This is a genomic window from Leifsonia sp. NPDC058194, assembly GCF_042883605.1.
GTDB lineage: Bacteria > Actinomycetota > Actinomycetes > Actinomycetales > Microbacteriaceae > Leifsonia.
This window is the reverse complement of record NZ_JBHVVL010000002.1, coordinates 890,691-912,391: the sequence shown is the minus strand read 5'-3', so window position 1 is coordinate 912,391 and position 21,701 is coordinate 890,691. Positions and strand designations below refer to the sequence as shown.

The following is a 21,701-nucleotide window of genomic DNA, read 5'->3' as shown; positions in this document are numbered from 1 at the left end:
ACCCGCATGACTGACTCCCAGCCGTCTTCCCACCAGTATTCGCCTCCCGCCGACGATCCGGCGGCCGAGGAGCGCGTCCGGGCCGCCGTCGAGGGCGGCCTGCCGTCGACCGTCGCCGACCTCTCCCGGCTCGTCCGCATCCCCTCGGTCTCATGGTCGGCGTTCGACCCCACGAACGTGCGCGCGAGCGCCGATGCGGTGGCGGCGCTGCTGAGCGGGACCGGTGTCTTCGACAGGGTCGAGGTGAAGCAGGCGCCGATCGACGGCGCCCAGCTCGGCCAGCCCGCGGTGCTCGCGACCCGCGCCGCCCGCAACGGACGGCCGACCGTGCTGCTCTACGCCCACCACGACGTGCAGCCGCCCGGATCGGACGACGACTGGGACACCCCGCCCTTCGAGCCGACCGTGCGCGGCGACCGGATCTACGGCCGCGGCGCCGCGGACGACAAGGCCGGCGTCATGGCCCACGTCGCGAGCATCCGCGCCCTCGTCGAGGCTGTCGGGCCCGACTTCGAACTCGGCCTCGCGGTGTTCATCGAGGGGGAGGAGGAGTTCGGCTCCCGCTCGTTCGCGAGCTTCCTGCACGAGAACAAGGCCGCCCTCGCCGCCGACGTGATCGTCGTCGCCGACTCGGACAACGTCGACATCGACACGCCCGCCCTCACCGTGTCGCTCCGCGGCAACGTGACCTTCCGCCTCACCGTCTCGACGCTCGAGCACGCCTCGCACTCCGGGATGTACGGCGGCGCCGCGCCCGATGCGATGCTGGCGCTCGTCAAACTGCTCGCCACGCTGCACGACGACGCGGGCGAGGTCGCCGTCGACGGATTCCTCTCCTACGACGACGCGGCCGAGCCGCCGCACCTGAGCGAGGAGCAGTTCCGCGAGGAGGCCGCGCTGCTTCCGGGCGTCACGCCGATCGGCAGCGGCCCCATCCTGTCCCGCCTGTGGTCGAAGCCGACCGTCACCATCACCGGCATCGACGCGCCCACGGTCGCCAACGCCTCCAACACGCTGCTGCCGAGCGCGGCGGTGCGGCTGAGCGCGCGCGTGGCGCCCGGGCAGCCCGCCGCGGACGCCTATGCCGCGCTCGAGCGCCACCTGCGCGCCCACGCCCCGTTCGGCGCCCACATCGACATCAACGACGTCGACACCGGGGAGGCGTTCCTCGTCGACACGGCCGGCTGGGCGGCGACCGAGGCCAAGCGCGCGATGACCGACGCCTGGGGAGCGGAGGCCGCGGAGACCGGGGTCGGCGGCTCCATCCCGTTCATCGCCGACCTGGTCCGGGAGTTCCCGCAGGCCCAGATCCTCGTCACCGGCGTGGAGGACCCGGACTCCCGCGCGCACAGCCCCAACGAGTCCCTCCACCTCGGCGTCTTCAAGCGGGCGATCCTCGCCGAGGCGCTCCTGCTGGCGCGGCTCGACCGCCGCGAGGGCTGAGCGCCGTCTGAACGTCTGGACAGCCTCCCGGCTTTCCGACGTACAATCGACGCAGATTTCGCATTTCGAAGTCCATTTTTTCCGTGTGAGGAGTTCCATGACCGACACAACGCTGACCGTGCCGAAGGCCCATGGCGTCGGCCTGACCGACGCCGCAGCCGGCAAGGTCAAGAGCCTGCTCGAGCAGGAGGGCCGCGACGACCTGCGTCTGCGCGTCGCCGTCCAGCCCGGCGGCTGCTCGGGTCTCATCTACCAGCTCTACTTCGACGAGCGCATGCTCGACGGCGACGCGACGGTCGACTTCGACGGCGTCGAGGTCATCGTCGACAAGATGAGCGTCCCGTATCTCGACGGTGCCGCGATCGACTTCGAGGACACCATCCAGAAGCAGGGCTTCACGATCGACAACCCCAACGCGACGGGTTCGTGCGCGTGCGGAGACTCCTTCCACTGAGCCCCGCATAGCATAGAAAATCACCGTGGGCCGCCCCTTGTGGGCGGCCCATTGTGTTCGAATCAGGGTGTCCAGCGGAGTAGGGTAGGGAGAGCCACATACATTTGGATGTGAACTGTCCCAGAAGTCACTCGAAAGGTCACCGGTGCGTCACAATCGCCGTCTCCGATGGGCTGCCATCCCGATCGCAGCGATGCTCGTCGTCGTTCTCGCGGGTTGCACGCAAGCACAGCTGAACGGATTCCTCCCGGGGTTCGTCGAGGGCGAGCAGCCCGTCACCAATCACACGGAGCGCGTCAGCGGCCTGTGGGTGACGAGTTGGATCGTGCTCCTGATCGTCGGCGTCATCGTCTGGGGTCTGATCGTCTGGGCGGTCATCGTGTACCGCCGCCGTACCGGCCAGACCGGGCTCCCCGCCCAGCTGCGGTACAACATGCCGATCGAGATCTTCTACACGATCGTCCCGCTCATCCTGGTGCTGGGCTTCTTCGCCTTCACCGCGCGTGACCAGAACGCGATCGAGAAGCCGTACGCCCACCCGGACCTCACCATCCAGGTCTACGCGAAGCAGTGGGCGTGGGACTTCAACTACGTCGACGACAACGTCTACGACCCGGGCATCCAGGTCCAGCCGGACGACGCGAGCGCCACCCCGGGCTCGGTGCAGGAGGGGTCGATCCCGACCCTGTACCTCCCCGAGAACAAGAAGATCACGATCCAGCTCGACTCGCGCGACGTGATCCACTCCTTCTGGGTGCCGGCGATGCTCTACAAGAAGGACGTCATCCCCGGCAAGACCAACTACATGTACTTCGAGACGACGGGCCGCACCGGCACCTTCGTCGGCAAGTGCGCGGAGCTGTGCGGCGAGTACCACTCGGCGATGCTCTTCAACGTGAAGATCGTCCCGCAGGACGTGTACGACGCTCACATCCAGAGCCTGCGCGACCAGGGCTTCGAGGGTCAGCTCGGCTCCGAGTACGACCGCAACCAGAACCTGCCCGGAACGGGCGCTCCCAAGGGCAACGAGTAGGACACACCGATGACGACGACAGCACCGGCGCCCGGGGCGACCACCGCTCCCGCGCCGAAGCCCACGATCCTCAGTGCCAACGGCATCGAGCGCAAGGGCAACATCCTCGTGAACTACATCACGTCGACGGATCACAAGACGATCGGGTACATGTACCTCATCTCGTCCTTCGTGTACTTCCTGATCGGCGGCGTGATGGCGCTCATCATCCGCGCCCAGCTCTTCGAGCCGGGCCTGCAGGTGGTGGCGACCAAGGAGCAGTACAACCAGCTCTTCACCATGCACGGCACGATCATGCTGCTCATGTTCGCGACGCCGCTCTTCGCGGGCTTCGCCAACGTGCTCATGCCGCTGCAGATCGGCGCTCCCGACGTGGCGTTCCCGCGTCTGAACGCGCTGGCGTACTGGTTCTACTCGTTCGGCTCGCTCATCGCGGTGGCCGGCTTCCTCACCCCGCAGGGTGCGGCCTCGTTCGGCTGGTTCGCGTACGCACCGTTGTCGAGCACGACCTTCTCACCAGGCATCGGCGGTAATCTCTGGGTCCTGGGCCTCGGCCTCTCGGGCTTCGGAACCATCCTCGGCGCGGTGAACTTCATCACCACGATCATCACGATGCGCGCCCCGGGCATGACCATGTTCCGCATGCCGATCTTCACCTGGAACACCCTGGTGACGTCGATCCTCGTGCTGATGGCCTTCCCGGTCCTCGCCGCCGCCATGTTCGCCCTCGCGGCCGACCGAGTGTTCGACGCGCATATCTATGACGCGGCGAACGGCGGAGCCCTGCTCTGGCAGCACCTCTTCTGGTTCTTCGGCCACCCCGAGGTGTACATCATCGCGCTGCCGTTCTTCGGCATCGTCTCCGAGATCTTCCCGGTCTTCAGTCGCAAGCCGATCTTCGGGTACAAGACCCTCATCTACGCGACGATCGCGATCGCGGCCCTCTCGGTCACCGTGTGGGCGCACCACATGTACGTGACCGGATCGGTGCTGCTGCCGTGGTTCTCGCTGATGACGATGCTCATCGCGGTGCCGACGGGCGTGAAGATCTTCAACTGGATCGGCACGATGTGGCGTGGATCGCTGACGTTCGAGTCGCCGATGCTGTGGTCCATCGGCTTCCTGATCACCTTCACCTTCGGTGGCCTGACCGGTGTCATCCTCGCGTCGCCCCCGCTCGACTTCCACGTGTCGGACACGTACTTCGTCGTGGCGCACTTCCACTACGTCGTCTTCGGAACCGTCGTGTTCGCGATGTTCGCCGGCTTCTACTTCTGGTGGCCCAAGTGGACGGGCAAGATGCTCAACGACCGACTGGGCAAGTGGCATTTCTGGCTGCTGTTCATCGGCTTCCACACGACGTTCCTCGTGCAGCACTGGCTCGGTGTCGTCGGCATGCCCCGTCGCTACGCCACATACCTGCCCAGCGACGGCTTCACCTGGATGAACCAGCTGTCCTCGATCGGTGCCGGAATCCTGGCGATCTCGATGATCCCGTTCTTCGTGAACGTGTACCTGACGGCGCGCAACGCTCCCAAGGTCACGGTCAACGACCCGTGGGGCTACAGCCGCTCGCTCGAGTGGGCGACCAGCTGCCCGCCGCCGCGTCACAACTTCACGTCGATCCCGCGCATCCGTTCGGAGTCGCCGGCGTTCGACCTGAACCACCCGGAGGCCGGCATCCCGATCGGTGTCGGCGGCGCCAAAGACGCCCCGGACGCCCCCGTGCTCGACATCGCGAACAACGAGGTGAAGTAGCCCATGAGAGCCAATGCGATTCTCTTCTGGATCCTCTCGATCTTCTTCATCCTCTCCGCGGTGGTCTACACCGTGTGGAGCCTCCTCGACCCGATGCACGAGAAGGTCGAATGGGTCGGTACCGTCGCGCTCGTCCTGAGCTCGATCCTGGCCGCGTTCATCGCGTTCTACATCGGCCGCTCGCACGCCTCGCAGGGCGGGGAGCTGCCGGAGGACCGCCTCGACGCGAACATCGACGACGGCGACCCGGAGCTCGGGCACTTCAGTCCGTGGAGCTGGTGGCCCATCGCGCTCGCCACCGGCGCAGCTCTCGTGATCCTCGGCCTGGCCGTCGGTTTCTGGATCTGCTTCATCGGCGTCGCGTTCAGCCTCATCTGCATCGTCGGCTGGGTGTTCGAGTACTACCGCGGCTACTTCGCCCGCTGAGTCCCACGCACTCGCTCTACGAAAGGGCCGTCTCCTCCGGGAGGCGGCCCTTTCGCGTGGGTTCGGCCATGCGAGGGATCGCTTGGCGGTCAGCGCGTGGTGAAATGCAGGACGTCGACGTCGAGCAGGGTCTCGGCGGGGAGGGGCCGGTCAGTCTCGGACGTGTCGGAATCGACGTGGTGTGCCGACGGACCCATGCCGATCAGAGCGTGCCGAACGGCGTCATCGACCGCGAGGGACTCCGAGACATGTTCACGCGTCAGGAGGGCGTACAGCGGCTCTGCGGCGGTGATCACGTCGTCCGCCTTGTCGGCGGGTACGTCGAGCATGGAGGTCGCGGCGCGCAGTGAGCTCAGGTGCCCGGCGCGGGGCACCACGACGATCAGCGACCCGCCCGGACGCAGGACACGCGCGAACTCGGGCAGATTGCGCGGTGCGAAGACATCGAGCACGGCGTCGCACACCCCGTCACGAACCGGGAGAGGACGCCAGGTGTCCGCGACGAGACCGTCGATGCGTTCGGTTGAACGGGTGGCCCGGCCCACTGCAGCGGGGGAGAGGTCCATGGCGAGCCCCAGAGACTCCGGGTGCGTGGCGAGGACGGCGCGCAGGTAGTGGCCGGTTCCCGCTCCGGCGTCCAGTACCCGCAGGGCGGCCGCGGGGACAGCGGAGGCGACGGCGCGCGCGATCAGTGCGTAGAGTCCGCCCTCGAGCACGGCGTCGCGAGCGTCGAGCATGGCGGCACTGTCGCCGACGTGCTTGGAGCCCCCGAGCAGACTGATGTAGCCGCGCTTGTTGACGTCATGGCGATGCCCCGACGAGCAGCCGAGCACCAGCCGGTCGACGGGGGAGAGGTGGGCGCCGCAGACAGGACAGCGCAGCCAGGACGCGAGGCGTTCGAGATCGGTCATGCCATCCTCCACGGACTGACGGGACAAGGAGCGGATACACGAAAGCGCCGGCGCGTGAGACGCGCCGGCGCTTTCATGAGGTACGGATCAGTGGTGATCGTGGCCCGACTCGAGCTCGCCCTTGGTGGGCGGCACGATGCGGTCCTCGAAGAACCACCGGGACAGGCTCGCACGCATCCGGTTGCCCGCCGTGATCTTGCCCTGCTTGTTCGGGCGGATCATGAGGGGCTCGTACGCCTCGAAGCTCACCAGACGCCAGCGCTCGTAGTCGCTGAGCTGCTCGTGCACCTCGATGAACTCGCCACCGGGAAGCTTGACGATGCGGCCGGTCTCGTAGCCGTGGAGGGCGATCGAGCGGTCCTTCTTCTGAAGGGCCAGGCAGACGCGCTTCGTGATGAAGTACGCGATGATCGGGCCGAGGATCAGCAGCGCCTGGAGCGAGTGGATCACACCCTCCATCGTCAGCTTGAAGTGCGTCGCGATGATGTCCGAGCTGGCAGCAGCCCAGAACACGGCGTAGAAGGTGACGCCGGCGGCGCCGATCGCCGTGCGGGTCGCCGCGTTGCGCGGACGGTCCAGGATGTGGTGCTCACGCTTGTCGCCCGTGACCCACGCCTCGATGAACGGGTAGATCAGCACGGTCACGATGAACAGACCGAGGATCGCGACCGGGACGATGATGTTGAACGACCAGGTGCGGTCCAGCCACACGAACTCCCAGCCCGGCGGAACGAGGCGCAGGGCGCCGTCCGCGAAGCCGATGTACCAGTCGGGCTGGGTACCTGCCGACACCGGCGAGGGGTCGTACGGTCCGTAGTTCCAGATCGGGTTGATGGTGAAGAACGACGCCATCGCCGCGATCACACCGAACACGATGAAGAAGAAGCCGCCGGCCTTCGCCGCGTACACCGGGAGCACCGGGTAGCCGACCACGTTGCCCTGCGTGCGGCCGGGGGCCGCGTACTGGGTGTGCTTGTGGATGACCACGAACATCAGGTGCAGCGCGATGAAGGCGAGCACCATCGCTGGTAGCAGCAGGATGTGCAAGGTGTACAAGCGGCCGACGATCGCGGTACCGGGGAACTCGCCTCCGAAGAGCAGGAAGGAGATCCAGGTGCCGACCACGGGCAGGCCCTTGATCAGTCCGTCGATGATCCGGAGGCCGTTGCCCGAGAGCAGGTCGTCGGGGAGGGAGTAGCCGGTGAAGCCCTCGGCCATCGCCAGGATGAAGAGGACGAAACCGATGACCCAGTTGAGCTCGCGCGGCTTGCGGAACGCACCCGTGAAGAAGATGCGGAGCATGTGGAGGCCGATGGCCGCCACGAACAGCAGTGCCGCCCAGTGGTGGATCTGACGGACGAGCAGGCCGCCGCGCACCTCGAACGAGATGTTCAGCGTCGACTCCATCGCCGCGGACATGTGGATGCCCTTCAGCGGGACGTACGAGCCGTGGTACACGACCTCGGCCATCGAGGCCTGGAAGAAGAACGTCAGGAACGTCCCCGACAGGAGGATGACGACGAAGCTGTAGAGAGCGACCTCACCGAGAAGGAACGACCAGTGGTCGGGGAAGATCTTGCGCCCGAATTCCTTGACGGCGCCGGAGATGCTGGTGCGGTCCTCGATGTAGTTCGCGGCCGCTGCCGTGAACCCACCGCTCTTGACCGGCGTAGGTGCCGCGGGTGCGGCGGTCGTGGTGCTCAATGGCGCTCCCAGAAACTCGGGCCGACGGGCTCGTGGAAGTCGCTGCGGGCGACCAGGTAGCCATCGGCGTCAACGGTGATCGGAAGCTGCGGAAGCGGGCGCTTGGCGGGTCCGAAGATGACCTCGGCCTCGTGCGTGATGTCGAACTGCGACTGGTGGCACGGGCAGAGCAGGTGGTGGGTCTGCTGCTCGTAGAGGGCCACCGGGCACCCCACGTGCGTGCAGATCTTGGAGTAGGCGACGATGCCGTCGTAGTTCCAGGTCTCGCGACCCTTCGAGACGTGCAGGTCCTCCGGCTTGAGACGCATGAGCAGCACAGCGGCCTTGGCCTTCTGCTCGAGCATGTCCTCGGTCTCGTTGAGGCCCTCGGGGATCACGTGGAAGGCGCTGCCCAGCGTCACGTCGGCCGCCTTGATGGGCGTGCCGGACGGGTCGCGGGTGAGGCGGACGCCCTTGGCCCACATGGTCTGGGAGAGCAGTTCCACCGGGTCCTGGTCCTGCGGGGCCAGCCCGCGGAACAGGACGACGGCCGGAAGCGGGAAGGCGATGAGGGCACCGATCAGGCTGTTGCGGACGAGCGCGCGGCGGTTGAAGCCGGACTCCTCGTCGGCCTGGCGGAAGATCTCGACGGCCCGCTCGGTGCTGGCCTCGCTGCCACGGACGGGGTGGCGCAGGTCGACGCCCTCCTTCTCGTGCATGAGGGCCTTGCCCCAATGGACCGCCCCGATGCCGATCGCGAGCAGCGCGAGCGTGATGCCGATGCCGATGAACAGGTTGTTCAGGCGCACGGAGCTCGGGTCGGTGTCGTGGATCGGGAACGCCATGTACGCGGCGACCGCCCAGATGCTGCCGGCGATCGACAGGTAGAAGAGGGTGTAAACGGTCCGCTCGGCGCGCCGCTCCTTCTTCGGGTCGAGGTCGGTGACGCGCGGCCGGTGCGGCGGGAAGCCGGGGTTCTCGGGCGCGTCACGGACGACGATCGCGGTGCCGGCATCGCCCGTGCGGTGCTCGTCGACAGCTGACGAACTGGCTGGCGTCAGTTCGTGACCGCCGTTCTCGTCCTGTGCCATGGTTCTCCTTCTTACGCTTTCTCTACGCTCAGTACCGGCTAGTTGGACTTCGCCGTGATCCAGACGGTCAGGGCGACGATCGCGCCGAGACCGAAGATCCAGAGGAACAGGCCCTCGGCCACCGGGCCGAGCGAGCCGAGCTCGAAGCCTCCGGGGGACGGGTGCTCCTGGATGTACATGAGGTAGGTGATGATGTCGGCCTTGCCCTGCGGGTCGATGTTCAGGTCGTTGAACACCGGCATGTTCTGCGGGCCCGTGACCATGGCCTCGTAGATGTGCTTGGCGCTCACGCCGGTCAGCGGCGGAGCGTACTTGCCCTCGGTGAGCGCGCCACCGGCGCCGGCGACGTTGTGGCACATCGCGCAGTTGATGCGGAACAGCTCGGCGCCCTTGGCGGCGTCACCGTTGCCGTCGAGGAACTTCTGCTCGGGGATGGACGGGCCGGGGGCCAGCGACGCGACGTACGCCGAGAGGGCTGAGACCTGGTCGTCGGTGAACTGGACCGGCTTCTCCTGCGCCTGCGGACCCTGCATCTGCATGGGCATGCGGCCGGTGCCGACCTGGAAGTCGACGGCGGCCGAGCCGACGCCGATGAGGCTCGGCGCCTCGGCGGTGCCCTGGGCCTCCATGCCGTGGCAGGTGGCGCAGTTGGCCTGGAAGAGCTTCTTGCCCTCGTCGACCGTGGACTGGGATGCGGCGACGGGCGCCGTCTCGGCCGAGGCCGTGGTGGTGGTGAAGGCGGCGTAGGCGCCGCCGGTCAGGCCCAGACCGATCGCGAGGAGTGCGACGGTGGCCAGGGGGTGGCGGCGACCGCTCTTGCGCACGGGCTTCGCCTTGCTGCGGTTCTGTGCTGTTCCGGAGTGTCGGGGACGCATGGGGTGGGGTCAGCTCCTGATTTCTACTAACGGATGATGTAGATGACCGCGAACAGTCCGATCCACACGACGTCGACGAAGTGCCAGTAGTAGGAGACGACGATCGCGCTGGTCGCCTCCTTGTGGCCGAAGTGCTTGACCGCGAACGCGCGGCCGATGACGAGGAGGAAGGCGATGAGGCCGCCGGTCACGTGGAGTCCGTGGAAGCCGGTGGTCAGGTAGAACGCCGATCCGTAGGCGTTCGAGTGGATGGAGATGCCTTCGCTGACGAGCGTGGCGTACTCGAGGATCTGGCCGGCGACGAAGATGGCGCCGAGGGCGTAGGAGAGCAGGAACCACTCCACCAGTCCCCACTTCCAGAACTGGAACAGGCCGCCCGTGCGGTGCGCCTGCAGCCGCTCGGCGGCGAACACCCCGAACTGGCAGGTGACGGAGCTGAGCACGAGGATGGTCGTGTTCGTGGCCGCGTACGGGATGTTGAGGTGCGCTGTCTCGGCAGCCCAGAGGTCCGGCGAGGTGGACTTGAGGGTGAAGTAGATCGCGAACAGTCCCGCGAAGAACATCACCTCCGAGCCGAGCCAGACGATGGTGCCGACGGCCACGACGTTGGGCCGGTTGATCGCCGGCGCACTCGCTCCAGGGGCCAGTGAGTTCGATGAGTTCAGGGAGGTGCTCGTCACGTAACCCATTATGGCTGAAAACAAGCCGTGGTTTTCTCACCTGAAGGGTCTGAATTCGCCCCCAGAGTGGTTAGGCTGCCCTTAGTTCGAGCCGAGAAGCGTGGCTCGCCGCGGCCCACCGCCTCGCAATAGGATCGTTTCATGACGGAATCACAGTCCTGGTCGTCCGTGCTCACTTCGCTGCTGGCGGGTGAGGACCTCAGCGTGGCGGATGCCGCGTGGGCGATGGATCAGGTCATGACGGGGCGGGCGACCGACGCCCAGCTGGCCGGATTCCTCATCGCCCTGCGGGTCAAGGGCGAGACCGTCGACGAGATCGTCGGCTTCCGCGACGCCATCCTGGATCACGCGGTCCCGCTGCCGGTGGATCCGATGGCGCTGGACATCGTGGGCACCGGAGGCGACCGGTTCGGCACGGTGAACGTGTCCACGACGGCCTCGATCGTGGCGGCCGCGGCGGGCGTGCCCGTGATCAAGCACGGCAACAAGGCGGCGAGTTCGTCGTCGGGCTCGTCGGATGTGCTCGCGGCACTGGGCATCGATCTCGCGTTGCCCGCCGAGCGTGTCGCAGAGGTCCTGACGTCGACGGGCATCACCTTCGCCTACGCCAGCGCCTTCCACCCCGGCTTCGCGAACGCCGGGCCGGTGCGCTCGCAGCTCGGGGTGCCGACCGTCTTCAACTATCTCGGCCCGCTGTGCAATCCCGCGCGGCCGGAGGCGTCGGCGGTGGGCGTGGCGACGCTCGACCGCATCCCGTTGATCGTCGGCGTGTTCCAGACCCGCGGCGCGACCGCCCTGGTCTTCCGCGGCGACGACGGATTGGACGAGCTGTCGACCACCGGTCACAGCCACGTCTGGGAGGTCTCCCGAGGCCTCGTGACCGAGCACGACATCGACCCGCGCGACCTGGGCATCCCGCGCGCGAGGATCGACGATCTGCTCGGGAAGGACGCCGCGTACAACGCGGCGGTCGTGCGTGCCGTGCTCGCGGGCGAAGAAGGCCCCGTGCGCGACATCGTGTTGCTCAACGCGGCGGCCGGGCTCGTGTCCTACGAGCTCGCGTCCGACCCGTCGAGGGTCCAGGACTCCATCCTGGATCGGTTCCGTTCGCAGATGGCGGTCGCCGCCGAAGCCGTCGACTCCGGGGCCGCGGCCGCGAAGCTCGACGAGTGGGTGGCGGCGACGCACTGATGTAGCAAGTACCGACTGCTGTGGAAGGAAGGGTATTCAATGAAGAAGCTCATCAACGGCGTACCCGACGTCGTGGCGGAGTCCCTGGCGGGATTCGGCCGAGCTCACGCCGACATCGTGACGGTGTCGGACGATCCTCGTTTCGTGTCGCGGGCCGACGGCCCGGTGCGGGGCAAGGTCGGCCTGATCAGCGGCGGCGGTAGCGGCCACGAGCCCCTCCACGCCGGATTCGTCGGCAAGGGGATGCTCGACGCGGCCGTGCCGGGCGAGGTCTTCACCTCGCCGACGCCGATGCCCATCGTGGAGGCGACCAAGGCCGCCGACGGCGGTGCGGGCGTGCTGCACATCGTCAAGAACTACACCGGCGACGTCCTGAACTTCGAGACGGCCGCCGACCTGGTGGGTGCGGAGGGCATCCCGGTGCGCGCCGTGGTCACCAACGACGACGTCGCGGTGCAGGACTCGCTCTACACGGCCGGACGCCGTGGCGTCGCGGGTACGGTCCTGGTCGAGAAGATCGCCGGCGCCGCCGCCGATCGCGGAGACGACCTCGACGGCGTGACGGCGATCGCTGAACGGGTCAACGCCAACGTGCGCTCGATCGGCCTCGCGCTGACCGACGGCACCGTGCCGCACGCCGGCGAGCCGGGCTTCGTGCTGCCGGAGGACGAGATCGAGTTCGGCGTGGGCATCCACGGCGAGCCGGGGCGCGAGCGGATCAAGATCGAGCCGGCGGACCGCCTGGTCGACCGGATGATGGACGCGATCCTGACCGACCTGCCGTTCTCGTCGGGCGACCAGGTGCTCCTGTTCGTCAACGGGATGGGCGGCACGCCGCTGTCGGAGCTCTACATCCTGTTCCGGCGGGCGGCGGAGATCCTCGACGAGAAGGGCATCACCCTCTCGCGGTCGCTGGTCGGCAGCTACGTGACCTCGCTCGAGATGCAGGGCGCCTCGATCTCGGTGCTGAAGCTGGACGACGAGCTGACCGCCCTGTGGGACGCGCCGGTGCACACGGCCGCGCTCCGCTGGGGACTCTAGCCACGACGACGAACGACACGAGGAGGAGGCGCAGATGGCGCTGGACACGAACTGGGTCTCGGCCTGGCTGACCGCCGGGGCCGCGGCCATCGGGGAGCACAAGCAGGAGCTGAACACCCTCGACCGCGAGATCGGCGACGGCGACCACGGCGAGAACATGGACCGCGGCCTGCGTGCGTCCGTGGAGGCGCTGGGGAAGCTCCCGGACGATGCGACCCCGAACGCGGCGCTGCGGTCGGTCGCGATGACCCTCATCTCGACGGTGGGAGGCGCGTCGGGTCCGCTCTACGGCACCGCCTTCCTCAAGGCGGCCGAGCCGGTCGGCGACCGGACGGAGATCGACGGCGCCACCCTGGTGGCGCTGCTGACCGCCGCCCGCGACGGCATCGTGTCCCGCGGCAAAGCGGAGCCGGGCGACAAGACCATGGTCGACGCGTGGACCCCTGCGGTCGACGCGGCGGCCGCGGCCCAGGAGTCCGGTGCATCGCCCGCGGAGATCCTCGCCGCGGCAGCGGACGCGGCCGAGCAGGGGGCGGCGGCCACCGAGCCGCTCGTCGCCCGCAAGGGCCGCGCGAGCTACCTCGGCGAGCGATCCGCGGGACACCGCGATCCCGGCTCGCAGTCGACCGCGCTGCTCCTGCGCGCGGCCGCGGAGGCGGCGGGATGACGGAGCGGGTCGGGATCGTCTTCGTCTCGCACAGCGTCCTCCTCGCCGACGGCGCCGTCGCCCTCGCCGGGCAGATGGCGCCGTCGGTGAGCCTGGTCGCGGCCGGCGGCACGGACGACGACGGGATCGGCACCAGCTTCGCCAAGGTGATGGCCGGTGTCGGCGCCGCGGATTCCGGGGCGGGCGTCGTGGTCATCAGCGATCTCGGCTCCGCGCTCCTGACGGCGGAGACCGTCCTCGACATGCTCTCCGACGACGAGCGCGCCCGCGTGCGCGTCGTCGACGTGCCGTACGTCGAGGGCGGCATCGCCGCATCGGTCGCCGCCGAGACGGGTGCGGACCTCGCGGCGGTCGCGGCGGCGGCCGAGAGCGCGCGGGGCGCCTGGCCTGCAGCAGAGCCGGAGGGGGCGCCGGCCGCATCCGCTTCGGCACCTGCCGCGGTCGAGGGCGGCCCGTACGAGCGCGAGGTGCTCGTGCGCAACCCCCAGGGGCTGCACGCGCGTCCCGCTGCCGACTTCGTCAAGCTGGCGAGCACGTTCCCGGTGAAGGTCACAGTCAACGGCAAGGATGCGAAGAGCCTGCTCGGGGTGATGTCCCTCGGCCTGATCGCGGGAGCCACCGCGCGGATCGCCTCGGAGGATCCGGCAGGGCCCGAAGCGGTCGACGCCCTCGTCGCGCTCGTCGAGTCGGGCTTCGGCGAGGTCTGAGCAGTTCTCGGGAGGGCCGTGCGGAGGAATCCGTGCGGCCCTCCCGCGTTCGTCGGCCAGGAGCAGGTCAGTGCGGAGCAGGTCGGCCGGCGCAGGTCAGAGCGGGAGGGCCATCTCGCGTTCGAGCGTGCTGCGATCGAGCGGGTAGGGCTGCGTGCGACCGGTGAAGTCGAACCCGCGCCGTTCGTAGTAGCGGATGGCGGCCGGGTTGTGCTCGTGCACGTCGAGGAGCAGACGCTCCCCGCGTCCGCGCGCCCAGTCGATGACCGCGTCGAGCAGCGCGTCGGTCATCCCCGCCTCGCGGCCGCGGTAGCGCGGGGTGACGTAGACGCCGACCAGATACGGGTCGTGCGTTCCGGGCGCCTGGTGGCCTCCCATGCTGCCGAGCCAGCTCCCGTCCGGCGACACCGCGGCGAACAGTCGCGTGGAGGTGGTGGCGCCCGCCGTGCGGCGGCGCCAGTGCTCCTCGGGGTGGGCGAGCGCGGTCTCCAGCGTCTCGAGGAACGCCAGCGGCGCGCCCTCCAGCATCTCCAGCCGGAGCGCCCGGTAGGCCGGCCAGTCGTCCTCGACGCTCGGGCGGACGGTCCAGTCCGCCCGAGCGTCGTCGGACGTGCTCGCGCCTGTCACCGCCGGATCAGCCCCGCTCGGCCAGCAGCGCTTCGGCCTCGGCGAGCAGGATCGCGGTGCACAGCCCGTCGAGGGCGGTCCGCAGCTCGCCGAGCGGCGGGAAGGTCGGGGCGATGCGGATGTTGGCGTCGCGCGGGTCCTCGCCGTACGGGAAGGTCGCGCCGGCGGGAGTGACGCCGATCCCGGCCTCCTTGGCCAGCTGGACGGCGCGCGCGGCCGTGCCGTCGAGCACATCCAGGCTGACGAAGTAGCCGCCCTTCGGGGCGTTCCAGGTGCCGCCGCCCCAGGGCGCGAGGCGCGCCTGGAAGGTCTCGTCGACCGCGTCGAACTTCGGGGCGATGATCGCGCGGTGCTTCTCCATGTGCGCGGCCAGCCCGGCGGCATCGCCGAGCAGCTTCACGTGGCGCAGCTGGTTGATCTTGTCCGGCCCGATGCTCTGGGCGCCGAGGTTGCGCTGCAGCCAGGCGACGTTGGCCTCGGACGCGCCGACGAACGCGACGCCGGCGCCGGGGAAGGTGACCTTCGATGTGGAGGCGAAGACCAGCGGGCGGTCGGGGTTGCCGGCCTCGGCCGCGAGCGCCAGCACGTCGATCGGCTCCGGCCGCTCGTCGGTCAGGTGGTGCACGGCGTACGCGTTGTCCCAGATGAGCCGGAAGTCGTCGGCGGCGGGCAGGGAGACGAGCGCGCGCACGACCTCCTCGCTGTACACGGCCCCGGTGGGGTTGGCGTACACGGGGACGCACCACATCCCCTTGATGCTGTCGTCCGTCGCCAGCAGGGAGGCGACCGTCTCGATGTCGGGCCCGTCGTCGTTCATCGGAACGGGGATGAGACGGATGCCGAACCGCTCGCAGATCGTGAAGTGGCGGTCGTAGCCGGGCACCGGGGCGAGGAAGCTGATCGACTGCCCGGCCCACGGGCGCTCGCCCCCGGGGACGCCGTAGAGCAGCGCCTGCACGATCACGTCGTGCATGAGCGTGAGGCTGGCGTTGCCGAGTGCGAGCAGCTGGGGGACCGGCACCCGCAGGGCGTCGGAGAAGATCGCGCGCAGCTCGGGCAGGCCGTCGGGGCCTCCGTAGTTGCGCAGGTCGGTGCCGGCGGCATCGCGGTACTCGCCGTCGGGGAGGTGGAGCAGGTCGTTCGAGAGGTCGAGCTGCTCGGCCGACGGCTTGCCTCGGGTGAGGTCGAGGGAGAGGCCGGCGGCCTTCAGCTCGTCGTATGCACGCGAGAACTCGGCGTGCGCGGCGCGCAGCGCCTCGGTGTCCAGGTCGGTGAGAGGAGTCGCGGGGGAGGTCACGTTCCGATCGTACCGGCGCGGGCAGGGCGGCGTCGCGGACGGCGTGTGCGAACATCCTGAGTGTGACCGACGAAGTGCAGAAGGGCCGCGCGCTGTCGCGTCCGAGGATGTTCGTCGCCCTCGGGGTGGGCGTCGTGGTCGGCGTCGTGGTCGGGCTGCTCGACGCGTGGCACTACGCCGTGATCGCCGGATGGGCGGGAGCCTGCGTCGTCTACATCGTCTGGGTGTGGGCCAAGGTGTGGCGGCTCGACGGGAAGCAGACCCAGGACCACGCGACGCTCGAGGACCCGGGGCGGCGCGTCAGCGATGTGATCCTGCTCGCGGCCTCCGTGGCCTCCGTGGTGGCGGTGGTGTACATCGTGGTGGACGCGCGCCAGTTGAAGGGGGCTCCGCAGCTCGTCGTGGCGCTGCTCGCCGTTCTGAGCGTCGCCCTCTCGTGGGCGCTCGTCCACACGGTGTACACCCTGCGCTACGCCCGGATGTACTACCGGAAGGACGGCGGCATCGACTTCAACCAGAAGGAGAAGCCGCGCTACAGCGACTTCGCCTACCTGGCGTTCACGCTCGGGATGACGTTCCAGGTGTCCGACACGAACATCAGCAGCTCGTACATCCGGATGGCGATCCTCCGGCACACGCTGCTGTCCTACCTGTTCGGCTCGGTCATCCTGGCGACGACGGTGAACCTCGTCGCCGGCCTCACCTGAGGTAGCGGACGAACCGGAAGCGCACGCCGTCGGACGACTCCTGCCAGGCGCCGGGGTGGGCCGTCCATCCGTCGCCCAGCTCGGGTGCGCGCGTGTCGCCGCCGACGGCGAGGTCCACCTCGGTGACCTCCACGCGGTCGGCGAGGGGGAGGGCCGACTCGTAGAGCTGCGCGCCGCCCATGACCCAGGTCGTCTCGGCGGCGGCGGTGAGCGCGAGCGCCTCCTCGACGCTGTGCCCCACCTCCGCGCCGGGGGCCGACCAGTCCTGCTGCCGGGTGACCACGACGTTCGTGCGGCCGGGAAGCGGGCGGAATCGCTCCGGGAGCGAGTCCCAGGTGCGGCGGCCCATGATCACGGGCGACCCGGAGGTGAGCTCGCGGAAATGCCGCAGGTCCTCGGAGAGGTGCCACGGGATGCCGCCGTCTGCACCGATGACGCGGTCGTGGGCCTCGGCCCAGATCAGAGCGAGCGCCATGCCGGGATCAGACGGCCACGGCGGCGCGGATCGCCGGGTGGTGCCGATAGTCCTCGACGACGAAGTCCTCGTACCGGTAGTCGAAGATGCTCTCCGGGGTGCGGGCGAAGCGGAGGCGCGGCGCCGGATAGGGATCGCGCGTGAGCTGCTCCTCCACCTGCTCCACATGGTTGTCGTAGATGTGGCAGTCGCCGCCGGTCCAGACGAACTCACCGGGCTCCAGGCCCACCTGCTGGGCGACCATGAGCGTGAGCAGCGCGTAGCTCGCGATGTTGAAGGGGACGCCGAGGAACATGTCGGCGCTGCGCTGGTACAGCTGGCACGAGAGCCGGCCGTCGGCGACGTAGAACTGGAAGAACGCGTGGCAGGGGGCGAGCGCCATGCTCGGGATGTCCGCGACGTTCCACGCGGAGACGATGATGCGGCGCGAGTCGGGGTCGCGGCGCAGCTGGTCGATCACCTGCGCGATCTGGTCGATGTGCGAGCCGTCGGGAGCCGGCCACGAACGCCACTGGACTCCGTAGACGGGGCCGAGCTCGCCGCGGTCGTCGGCCCACTCGTCCCAGATGGTCACGCCGTTCTCGCGCAGCCAGCCCACGTTGCTCTCGCCGCGGAGGAACCAGAGCAGCTCGTAGGCGATCGACTTGAAGTGCACGCGCTTCGTCGTGATGAGGGGGAACCCCTCGGCGAGGTCGAAGCGCAGCTGACGGCCGAACACGCTGCGCGTGCCCGTCCCGGTGCGGTCCGACTTGCGGCTGCCGTTCGCGAGGACGTCGCGCAGCAGGTCTTCGTACGGGGTCGGGATCGTCTCGCTCATCGAGTCGATGGTACTTCCGTTCGGCCGCCCCTGACCCCCGCGGGGTGCGAGTCGTAGTCTTTCGACATGGAGACCGGCTCCGACGGCGATCGTCACAGCGACGACGAGCTCGCCAGCGCCCTCGAGGAGGAGGTGGCGCGCATCACGATGGCCATCCCCGTCGTCTCCGTCGAGCAGGAGCGGCCGGTCGAGCCGGAGCAGCCGGACGAGCCGGACGAGGACTGGGTTGGGCCGCCGACGCAGGCGATCAGCTTCGAGGATCTGCCGGTGCGGCGACCGGTGGAGGGTCCGCAGCCGACCTTCAGCGCGTGGGTGGGGGCGGCCGCACCGCAGCCTCCCGAGCCGCCGCAGCCTCCCGAGCCACCCGCTCCCTCGCGCGCCGAGCCGCTGTCGTACGTGCCTCCGGAGCTGGCGCCGAGGGACTCGCAGCCCGTGCCGCTCGTCGCCGAGGTGCCGCCGGCGGCCGGGACGGCCCTCGATCCGGAGCCGGCGTCGGAGTCCGTCGAGCCTCTGCCACCGATCGTCCCCGTGATCGCGATGGCCCCGTCGCTGCCCCAGCCGACCGGTACCGCACCGGTCGTCACGCACGACGTCGGGCCCCTCGGCGGCACGCCCGACCACATCGACACCGACCTGCACGACGACGCCGACGACGTCCGTGGCACCGCCCCGACCCCGCGCGCGTCGCCACGGGTCGCCCTGGACGAGACGGTGCTCTACGGCGCGGAGCCGGTGCCTGCCCCGCTGTTCCAGGTCGAGGAGGCGGACCTCGAACCGACCGCGCTCGACCGGCGCGTGGGGCGCGCCGCCCGCCTGTTCTGGCTCTGGTTCGCCGGCACGTCGTCCCTGATCTCGATCGGCGTCGGCGCGACCCTCTTCACCCTCGGCCTCAGCCTGCGCCAACTTCTCGTGGCGACCCTGGTCGGCGTGGCGCTCTCCTTCCTCCCGTTGGGACTGGGGACGCTCGCCGGAAAATGGAGCGGTCAGCCCACCATGGTCGTCTCGCGCGCGACGTTCGGTGTGCGCGGCAACGCCATCCCCACCGTCCTCGCCCTGATCACCAAGCTGTTCTGGGGCGCGGTGCTGCTCTGGCTCGCCGGCTCGGCGGCCGGGTCGCTCACGGTCGCGGGCGGGTGGGCGCACGATCGGGCCACCCCGACGGCCGTCGCGCTCCTCGTGGCGATCCTCGTCGCCGGAGTCGTCGCCTTCTTCGGCTACTCGCTGGTCGCGCGGGTGCAGTTGATCCTGACCATCGCGTCGGGCGTCCTGATCGCGGTGATGGTCGCGGGGACGTGGAACAAGGTCGATCTCGCCCGGGCGCTCGCCGTCCCCGACGCGCTCTGGACGCACGTCGTGACGGGCGCAGTCCTGGTGTTCAGCTACCTGGGGCTGGCGTGGGCGATGAGCAGCGCCGAGGTGGCGCGCTACCAGCGGCCGACCTCGTCCGGAGGCGCCGCGATGCTGTGGGCGACGTTCGGCGCGGCCGTCCCGCCGTTCGTGCTGGTGTCGTACGGCGGCCTCCTCGCGGCCTCCCACCCCGGCCTCGCCGAACGACTGGCGAGCGACCCCGTCGCCGGTTTCGTGAGCCTCGGACTGCCGTGGTGGTACCCGGTGCCGCTGCTCCTGGCGGTGGGTCTGAGCCTGATCTCCGCTCTCGTGCTCACGATGTACTCGGCGGGATTCACTCTCGACGCCCTCGGCGTGCGGCTCGGGCGGCAGTGGAGCACCGTGCTCGCCGGAGGCCCGATCGCGCTCGCCGGGATCGTGCTCGCGCTCACTGTGACGGACCTCGACAGCGTCGTGCGCGGCGTCCCCACCGCCCTGTCCGTGCCGGTCGCCGCCTGGACGGGGCTCTTCGCGGCCGAGACCATGCTGCGCGTGCGCCGCTTCCATCAGCCGTCCCTCCTGGCCTCCGGCGGCGTCTACCCCGACTGGCGCTGGGTGAACCTCGGCATGCTCGTCGCGGCCACGGTGATCGGTCTCGGTCTCGTGAGCTCCGATCTGCCCTGGCTGGCGTGGGAGGGGTACCTGTTCCGGCTCCTCGGGATCGATCCGCAGGCCGGTATCGGAGCCAGCAACATCGGCGTGATCGTCGCCCTCGCCCTCGGCCTGCTGACACCGCTCGTGGTGGGGTCGCGCGCCGTGCGCCGTCAGGAGCAGGGCGCCGCCTGATCCCGTAGGCTCTATCCCGTGCAGCACACCCTCCGTTCCGTCCGCGAGACCGTCGAAGGGCTCTGGCCGCTCTCGGGCGCCGAGGGCTGGGACGCACCCGGGCTGCTGTCGGGCGATCCGGACGCCCCGGTCGAGCGCATCCTGCTCGCCGTGGACGTCGTCGCCGCGACCGTCGACGAGGCCGTCGGCACCGGCGCCGACCTGCTGCTCGCCCACCACCCGCTCCTGCTGCGCGGAGTGACGAGCGTCGCCGAGGACCGCTACAAGGGCGCCCTCCTCGCCCGGCTCATCCGCGGGGGCTGCGCTCTGATCGCCGCCCACACCAACGCGGACGTCGTCGAGGACGGCACCAGTGCGGTGCTCGCCGGGCGCCTCGGCCTCACCGGCACGACTCCGATCACCCCGGCGCCCGACGGCGTCACCGGCATCGGCCGCGTCGGCACCCTGCCGCAGCCGACGACGCTCGGCGCCCTCGCCCGTGCGCTCGCCGACCTCCTCCCGCCGACCGCCGGAGGGGTGCGCGCCGCCGGCGACTACCATCAGCCCGTCTCGCGCGTGGCCGTCTGCGGCGGAGCCGGGGACTCCCTGCTCGGCTCGGACGCCGTGCGCTCCTCCGACGTCTACATCACCGCCGATCTGCGCCACCACCCCGCCTCGGAGGCACGGGAGCAGGCGATCCTCGGCGGCGGCCCGGCCCTGCTCGACGTCTCCCACTGGGCGAGCGAGTGGCTGTGGCTGGACACCGCTGCGACGCAGCTGCGCGCGGCCCTTCCCGGAGTGGAGGTCGCGGTGAGCGAACTGCGCACCGACCCCTGGGACTTCGCCATCCTCCAGTAGCCCCTGGAGAAACCGTCACCCACGAAGATGGAGCACCACACGTGAAAGCCAGCCCCGCCGACCAGAACGAACTGCTGCGCCTGCAGTCCGCCGACACCCGCCTCGCCCAGCTCGACCACGCGGCCACCACGCTGCCGCAGATCACGGAGCTGGCCGCGCTGCAGCCGGAGATCGAATCCCTGCGCGCGCGCTGGATCGCCGCGACCGGAGAGCTGGAGGACGCCCGCACCGAGCTCAAGCGGATCGAATCGGACGTCGCGGTCGTCGAGGCGCGCATCACGCGCGACAACGACCGGGTGCAGCAGACCGCCTCCGTGAAGGACGTGCAGGCTCTGGAGGCCGAACTCGCCTCCCTCGCCAAGCGCCAGGGCGATCTCGAGGAGATCGAGCTGACCGTCATGGAGAAGGTGGACGGGCTCGAGAAGGCGCTCGCGGCCGTCGACGCCGAGCGAGACGAGCTCACCGCACGCGTCGGCACCCTCGAGGCGGCGCGCGACGTGGAGGCCGAGAAGCTCGCGGTGCAGCGCTCGGCCCTCGCGGCCGACCGGCACACCATCGCCTCCGCCCTCCCGGAGGATCTGGTCGCGCTCTACGAACGTCAGCGCGCCCGCTACGGCCTGGGTGCCGCCGTGCTGCTCCGCGGTGTCTCGATGGGGTCGAACGTGAAGCTGACGGAGTCGGATCTCGCCGACATCCGCCGGGCCGCTGCGGACGACGTCGTCCTCTGCCCCGACAGCAGCGCCATCCTCATCCGCAACGAGGAGTCCGGGCTCTGAGCGGACTCTGACCTGGCGCACAGGCGCCCTGCG

22 protein-coding genes are annotated in these 21,701 nt (G+C 69.6%); 13 read left to right on the top strand and 9 right to left on the bottom strand.

Annotated elements, in window-relative coordinates; genetic code table 11:
• The first annotated feature begins 6 nt into the window (after positions 1 to 6).
• The 5 genes from ACFVU2_RS11130 to ACFVU2_RS11110 all read left to right on the top strand — a co-directional run bounded on the left by ACFVU2_RS11130 (position 7) and on the right by ACFVU2_RS11110 (position 5,114).
• The gene (locus ACFVU2_RS11130; protein ID WP_387873920.1) at positions 7 to 1,443 is read left to right on the top strand and encodes a dipeptidase; all 1,437 of its coding nucleotides are present in this window, start codon (positions 7 to 9) and stop codon (positions 1,441 to 1,443) included.
• Between the two features lie 97 nt (positions 1,444 to 1,540).
• On the top strand, positions 1,541 to 1,897 hold the full coding sequence (gene erpA / locus ACFVU2_RS11125; protein WP_387873919.1) for an iron-sulfur cluster insertion protein ErpA: 357 nt from the start codon (positions 1,541 to 1,543) through the stop codon (positions 1,895 to 1,897).
• Between the two features lie 145 nt (positions 1,898 to 2,042).
• On the top strand, positions 2,043 to 2,930 hold the full coding sequence (gene coxB / locus ACFVU2_RS11120) for a cytochrome c oxidase subunit II (RefSeq protein WP_387873918.1): 888 nt from the start codon (positions 2,043 to 2,045) through the stop codon (positions 2,928 to 2,930).
• Positions 2,931 to 2,939: 9 nt separating this feature from the next.
• Positions 2,940 to 4,688, top strand: coding sequence for a cytochrome c oxidase subunit I (gene ctaD / locus ACFVU2_RS11115; RefSeq protein ID WP_387873914.1), 1,749 nt, complete (start codon positions 2,940 to 2,942; stop codon positions 4,686 to 4,688).
• Between the two features lie 3 nt (positions 4,689 to 4,691).
• Positions 4,692 to 5,114 (top strand): cytochrome c oxidase subunit 4, encoded by a 423-nt coding sequence (locus ACFVU2_RS11110; protein WP_387873913.1) that lies wholly within the window; start codon positions 4,692 to 4,694, stop codon positions 5,112 to 5,114.
• An 89-nt stretch (positions 5,115 to 5,203) separates the two neighbouring features.
• Here the strand turns inward: ACFVU2_RS11110 and ACFVU2_RS11105 are convergent, their stop codons facing one another.
• The 5 genes from ACFVU2_RS11105 to ACFVU2_RS11085 all read right to left on the bottom strand — a co-directional run bounded on the left by ACFVU2_RS11105 (position 5,204) and on the right by ACFVU2_RS11085 (position 10,363).
• Positions 5,204 to 6,025 (bottom strand): methyltransferase domain-containing protein, encoded by an 822-nt coding sequence (locus ACFVU2_RS11105; protein ID WP_387873911.1) that lies wholly within the window; start codon positions 6,023 to 6,025, stop codon positions 5,204 to 5,206.
• 87 nt (positions 6,026 to 6,112) lie between these two features.
• A complete protein-coding gene (locus tag ACFVU2_RS11100) occupies positions 6,113 to 7,729 on the bottom strand; it encodes a cytochrome bc complex cytochrome b subunit (RefSeq protein ID WP_387873909.1) in 1,617 nt (538 codons plus the stop codon).
• On the bottom strand, positions 7,726 to 8,799 hold the full coding sequence (locus ACFVU2_RS11095) for a Rieske 2Fe-2S domain-containing protein (RefSeq protein ID WP_387873907.1): 1,074 nt from the start codon (positions 8,797 to 8,799) through the stop codon (positions 7,726 to 7,728). Before ACFVU2_RS11095 ends, ACFVU2_RS11100 begins: the two co-directional genes overlap by 4 nt.
• Positions 8,800 to 8,837: 38 nt before the next feature.
• Positions 8,838 to 9,674, bottom strand: a complete 837-nt coding sequence (locus ACFVU2_RS11090) for a c-type cytochrome (RefSeq protein ID WP_387873906.1) — start codon at positions 9,672 to 9,674, stop codon at positions 8,838 to 8,840.
• A gap of 26 nt (positions 9,675 to 9,700) precedes the next feature.
• Positions 9,701 to 10,363, bottom strand: a complete 663-nt coding sequence (locus tag ACFVU2_RS11085; protein WP_387873904.1) for a heme-copper oxidase subunit III — start codon at positions 10,361 to 10,363, stop codon at positions 9,701 to 9,703.
• A gap of 132 nt (positions 10,364 to 10,495) precedes the next feature.
• On the opposite strand from ACFVU2_RS11085, the gene trpD reads away from it, so the two are divergent.
• From trpD to dhaM, 4 genes are read left to right on the top strand one after another with little or no spacing between them, the layout of a single operon-like run.
• The gene (gene trpD, locus ACFVU2_RS11080; RefSeq protein WP_387873903.1) at positions 10,496 to 11,545 is read left to right on the top strand and encodes an anthranilate phosphoribosyltransferase; all 1,050 of its coding nucleotides are present in this window, start codon (positions 10,496 to 10,498) and stop codon (positions 11,543 to 11,545) included.
• 39 nt (positions 11,546 to 11,584) lie between these two features.
• Positions 11,585 to 12,586, top strand: a complete 1,002-nt coding sequence (gene dhaK / locus ACFVU2_RS11075) for a dihydroxyacetone kinase subunit DhaK (RefSeq protein WP_387873902.1) — start codon at positions 11,585 to 11,587, stop codon at positions 12,584 to 12,586.
• Between the two features lie 34 nt (positions 12,587 to 12,620).
• Positions 12,621 to 13,253 (top strand): dihydroxyacetone kinase subunit DhaL, encoded by a 633-nt coding sequence (gene dhaL / locus ACFVU2_RS11070; RefSeq protein WP_387873900.1) that lies wholly within the window; start codon positions 12,621 to 12,623, stop codon positions 13,251 to 13,253.
• The gene (gene dhaM, locus ACFVU2_RS11065) at positions 13,250 to 13,960 is read left to right on the top strand and encodes a dihydroxyacetone kinase phosphoryl donor subunit DhaM (RefSeq protein ID WP_387873898.1); all 711 of its coding nucleotides are present in this window, start codon (positions 13,250 to 13,252) and stop codon (positions 13,958 to 13,960) included. The genes dhaL and dhaM overlap by 4 nt, the downstream gene beginning before the upstream one ends.
• Before the next feature lie 96 nt (positions 13,961 to 14,056).
• Here dhaM and ACFVU2_RS11060 read toward each other — a convergent pair whose 3' ends face one another.
• Entirely contained in the window at positions 14,057 to 14,587 is a 531-nt protein-coding gene (locus ACFVU2_RS11060) for a GNAT family N-acetyltransferase (protein ID WP_387873895.1), read from the bottom strand.
• Between the two features lie 7 nt (positions 14,588 to 14,594).
• Complete coding sequence (locus ACFVU2_RS11055) at positions 14,595 to 15,884, bottom strand: aminotransferase class I/II-fold pyridoxal phosphate-dependent enzyme (protein ID WP_387873893.1); 1,290 nt, start codon at positions 15,882 to 15,884, stop codon at positions 14,595 to 14,597.
• A 62-nt stretch (positions 15,885 to 15,946) separates the two neighbouring features.
• Here ACFVU2_RS11055 and ACFVU2_RS11050 point away from each other — a divergent pair, with 62 nt between their 5' ends.
• Entirely contained in the window at positions 15,947 to 16,591 is a 645-nt protein-coding gene (locus ACFVU2_RS11050; protein WP_387873891.1) for a DUF1345 domain-containing protein, read from the top strand.
• Here the strand turns inward: ACFVU2_RS11050 and ACFVU2_RS11045 are convergent.
• Together ACFVU2_RS11045 and ACFVU2_RS11040 are read right to left on the bottom strand one after the other, a co-directional pair.
• A complete protein-coding gene (locus tag ACFVU2_RS11045; protein WP_387873888.1) occupies positions 16,584 to 17,066 on the bottom strand; it encodes a dihydrofolate reductase in 483 nt (160 codons plus the stop codon). The genes ACFVU2_RS11050 and ACFVU2_RS11045 overlap by 8 nt on opposite strands.
• Positions 17,067 to 17,073: 7 nt before the next feature.
• On the bottom strand, positions 17,074 to 17,883 hold the full coding sequence (locus ACFVU2_RS11040; protein WP_387873886.1) for a thymidylate synthase: 810 nt from the start codon (positions 17,881 to 17,883) through the stop codon (positions 17,074 to 17,076).
• 66 nt (positions 17,884 to 17,949) lie between these two features.
• On the opposite strand from ACFVU2_RS11040, the gene ACFVU2_RS11035 reads away from it, so the two are divergent.
• Genes ACFVU2_RS11035 through ACFVU2_RS11025 form a run of 3 tightly spaced genes read left to right on the top strand, consistent with a single transcriptional unit; the run spans position 17,950 to position 21,668 of the window.
• A complete protein-coding gene (locus ACFVU2_RS11035) occupies positions 17,950 to 20,055 on the top strand; it encodes a cytosine permease (protein ID WP_387873884.1) in 2,106 nt (701 codons plus the stop codon).
• Positions 20,056 to 20,073: 18 nt separating this feature from the next.
• Positions 20,074 to 20,892: a Nif3-like dinuclear metal center hexameric protein gene (locus ACFVU2_RS11030; protein WP_387873881.1), complete on the top strand. Its 819-nt coding sequence runs from the start codon at positions 20,074 to 20,076 to the stop codon at positions 20,890 to 20,892.
• A 41-nt stretch (positions 20,893 to 20,933) separates the two neighbouring features.
• The gene (locus tag ACFVU2_RS11025; protein ID WP_387873878.1) at positions 20,934 to 21,668 is read left to right on the top strand and encodes a zinc ribbon domain-containing protein; all 735 of its coding nucleotides are present in this window, start codon (positions 20,934 to 20,936) and stop codon (positions 21,666 to 21,668) included.
• Positions 21,669 to 21,701 lie beyond the last annotated feature (33 nt).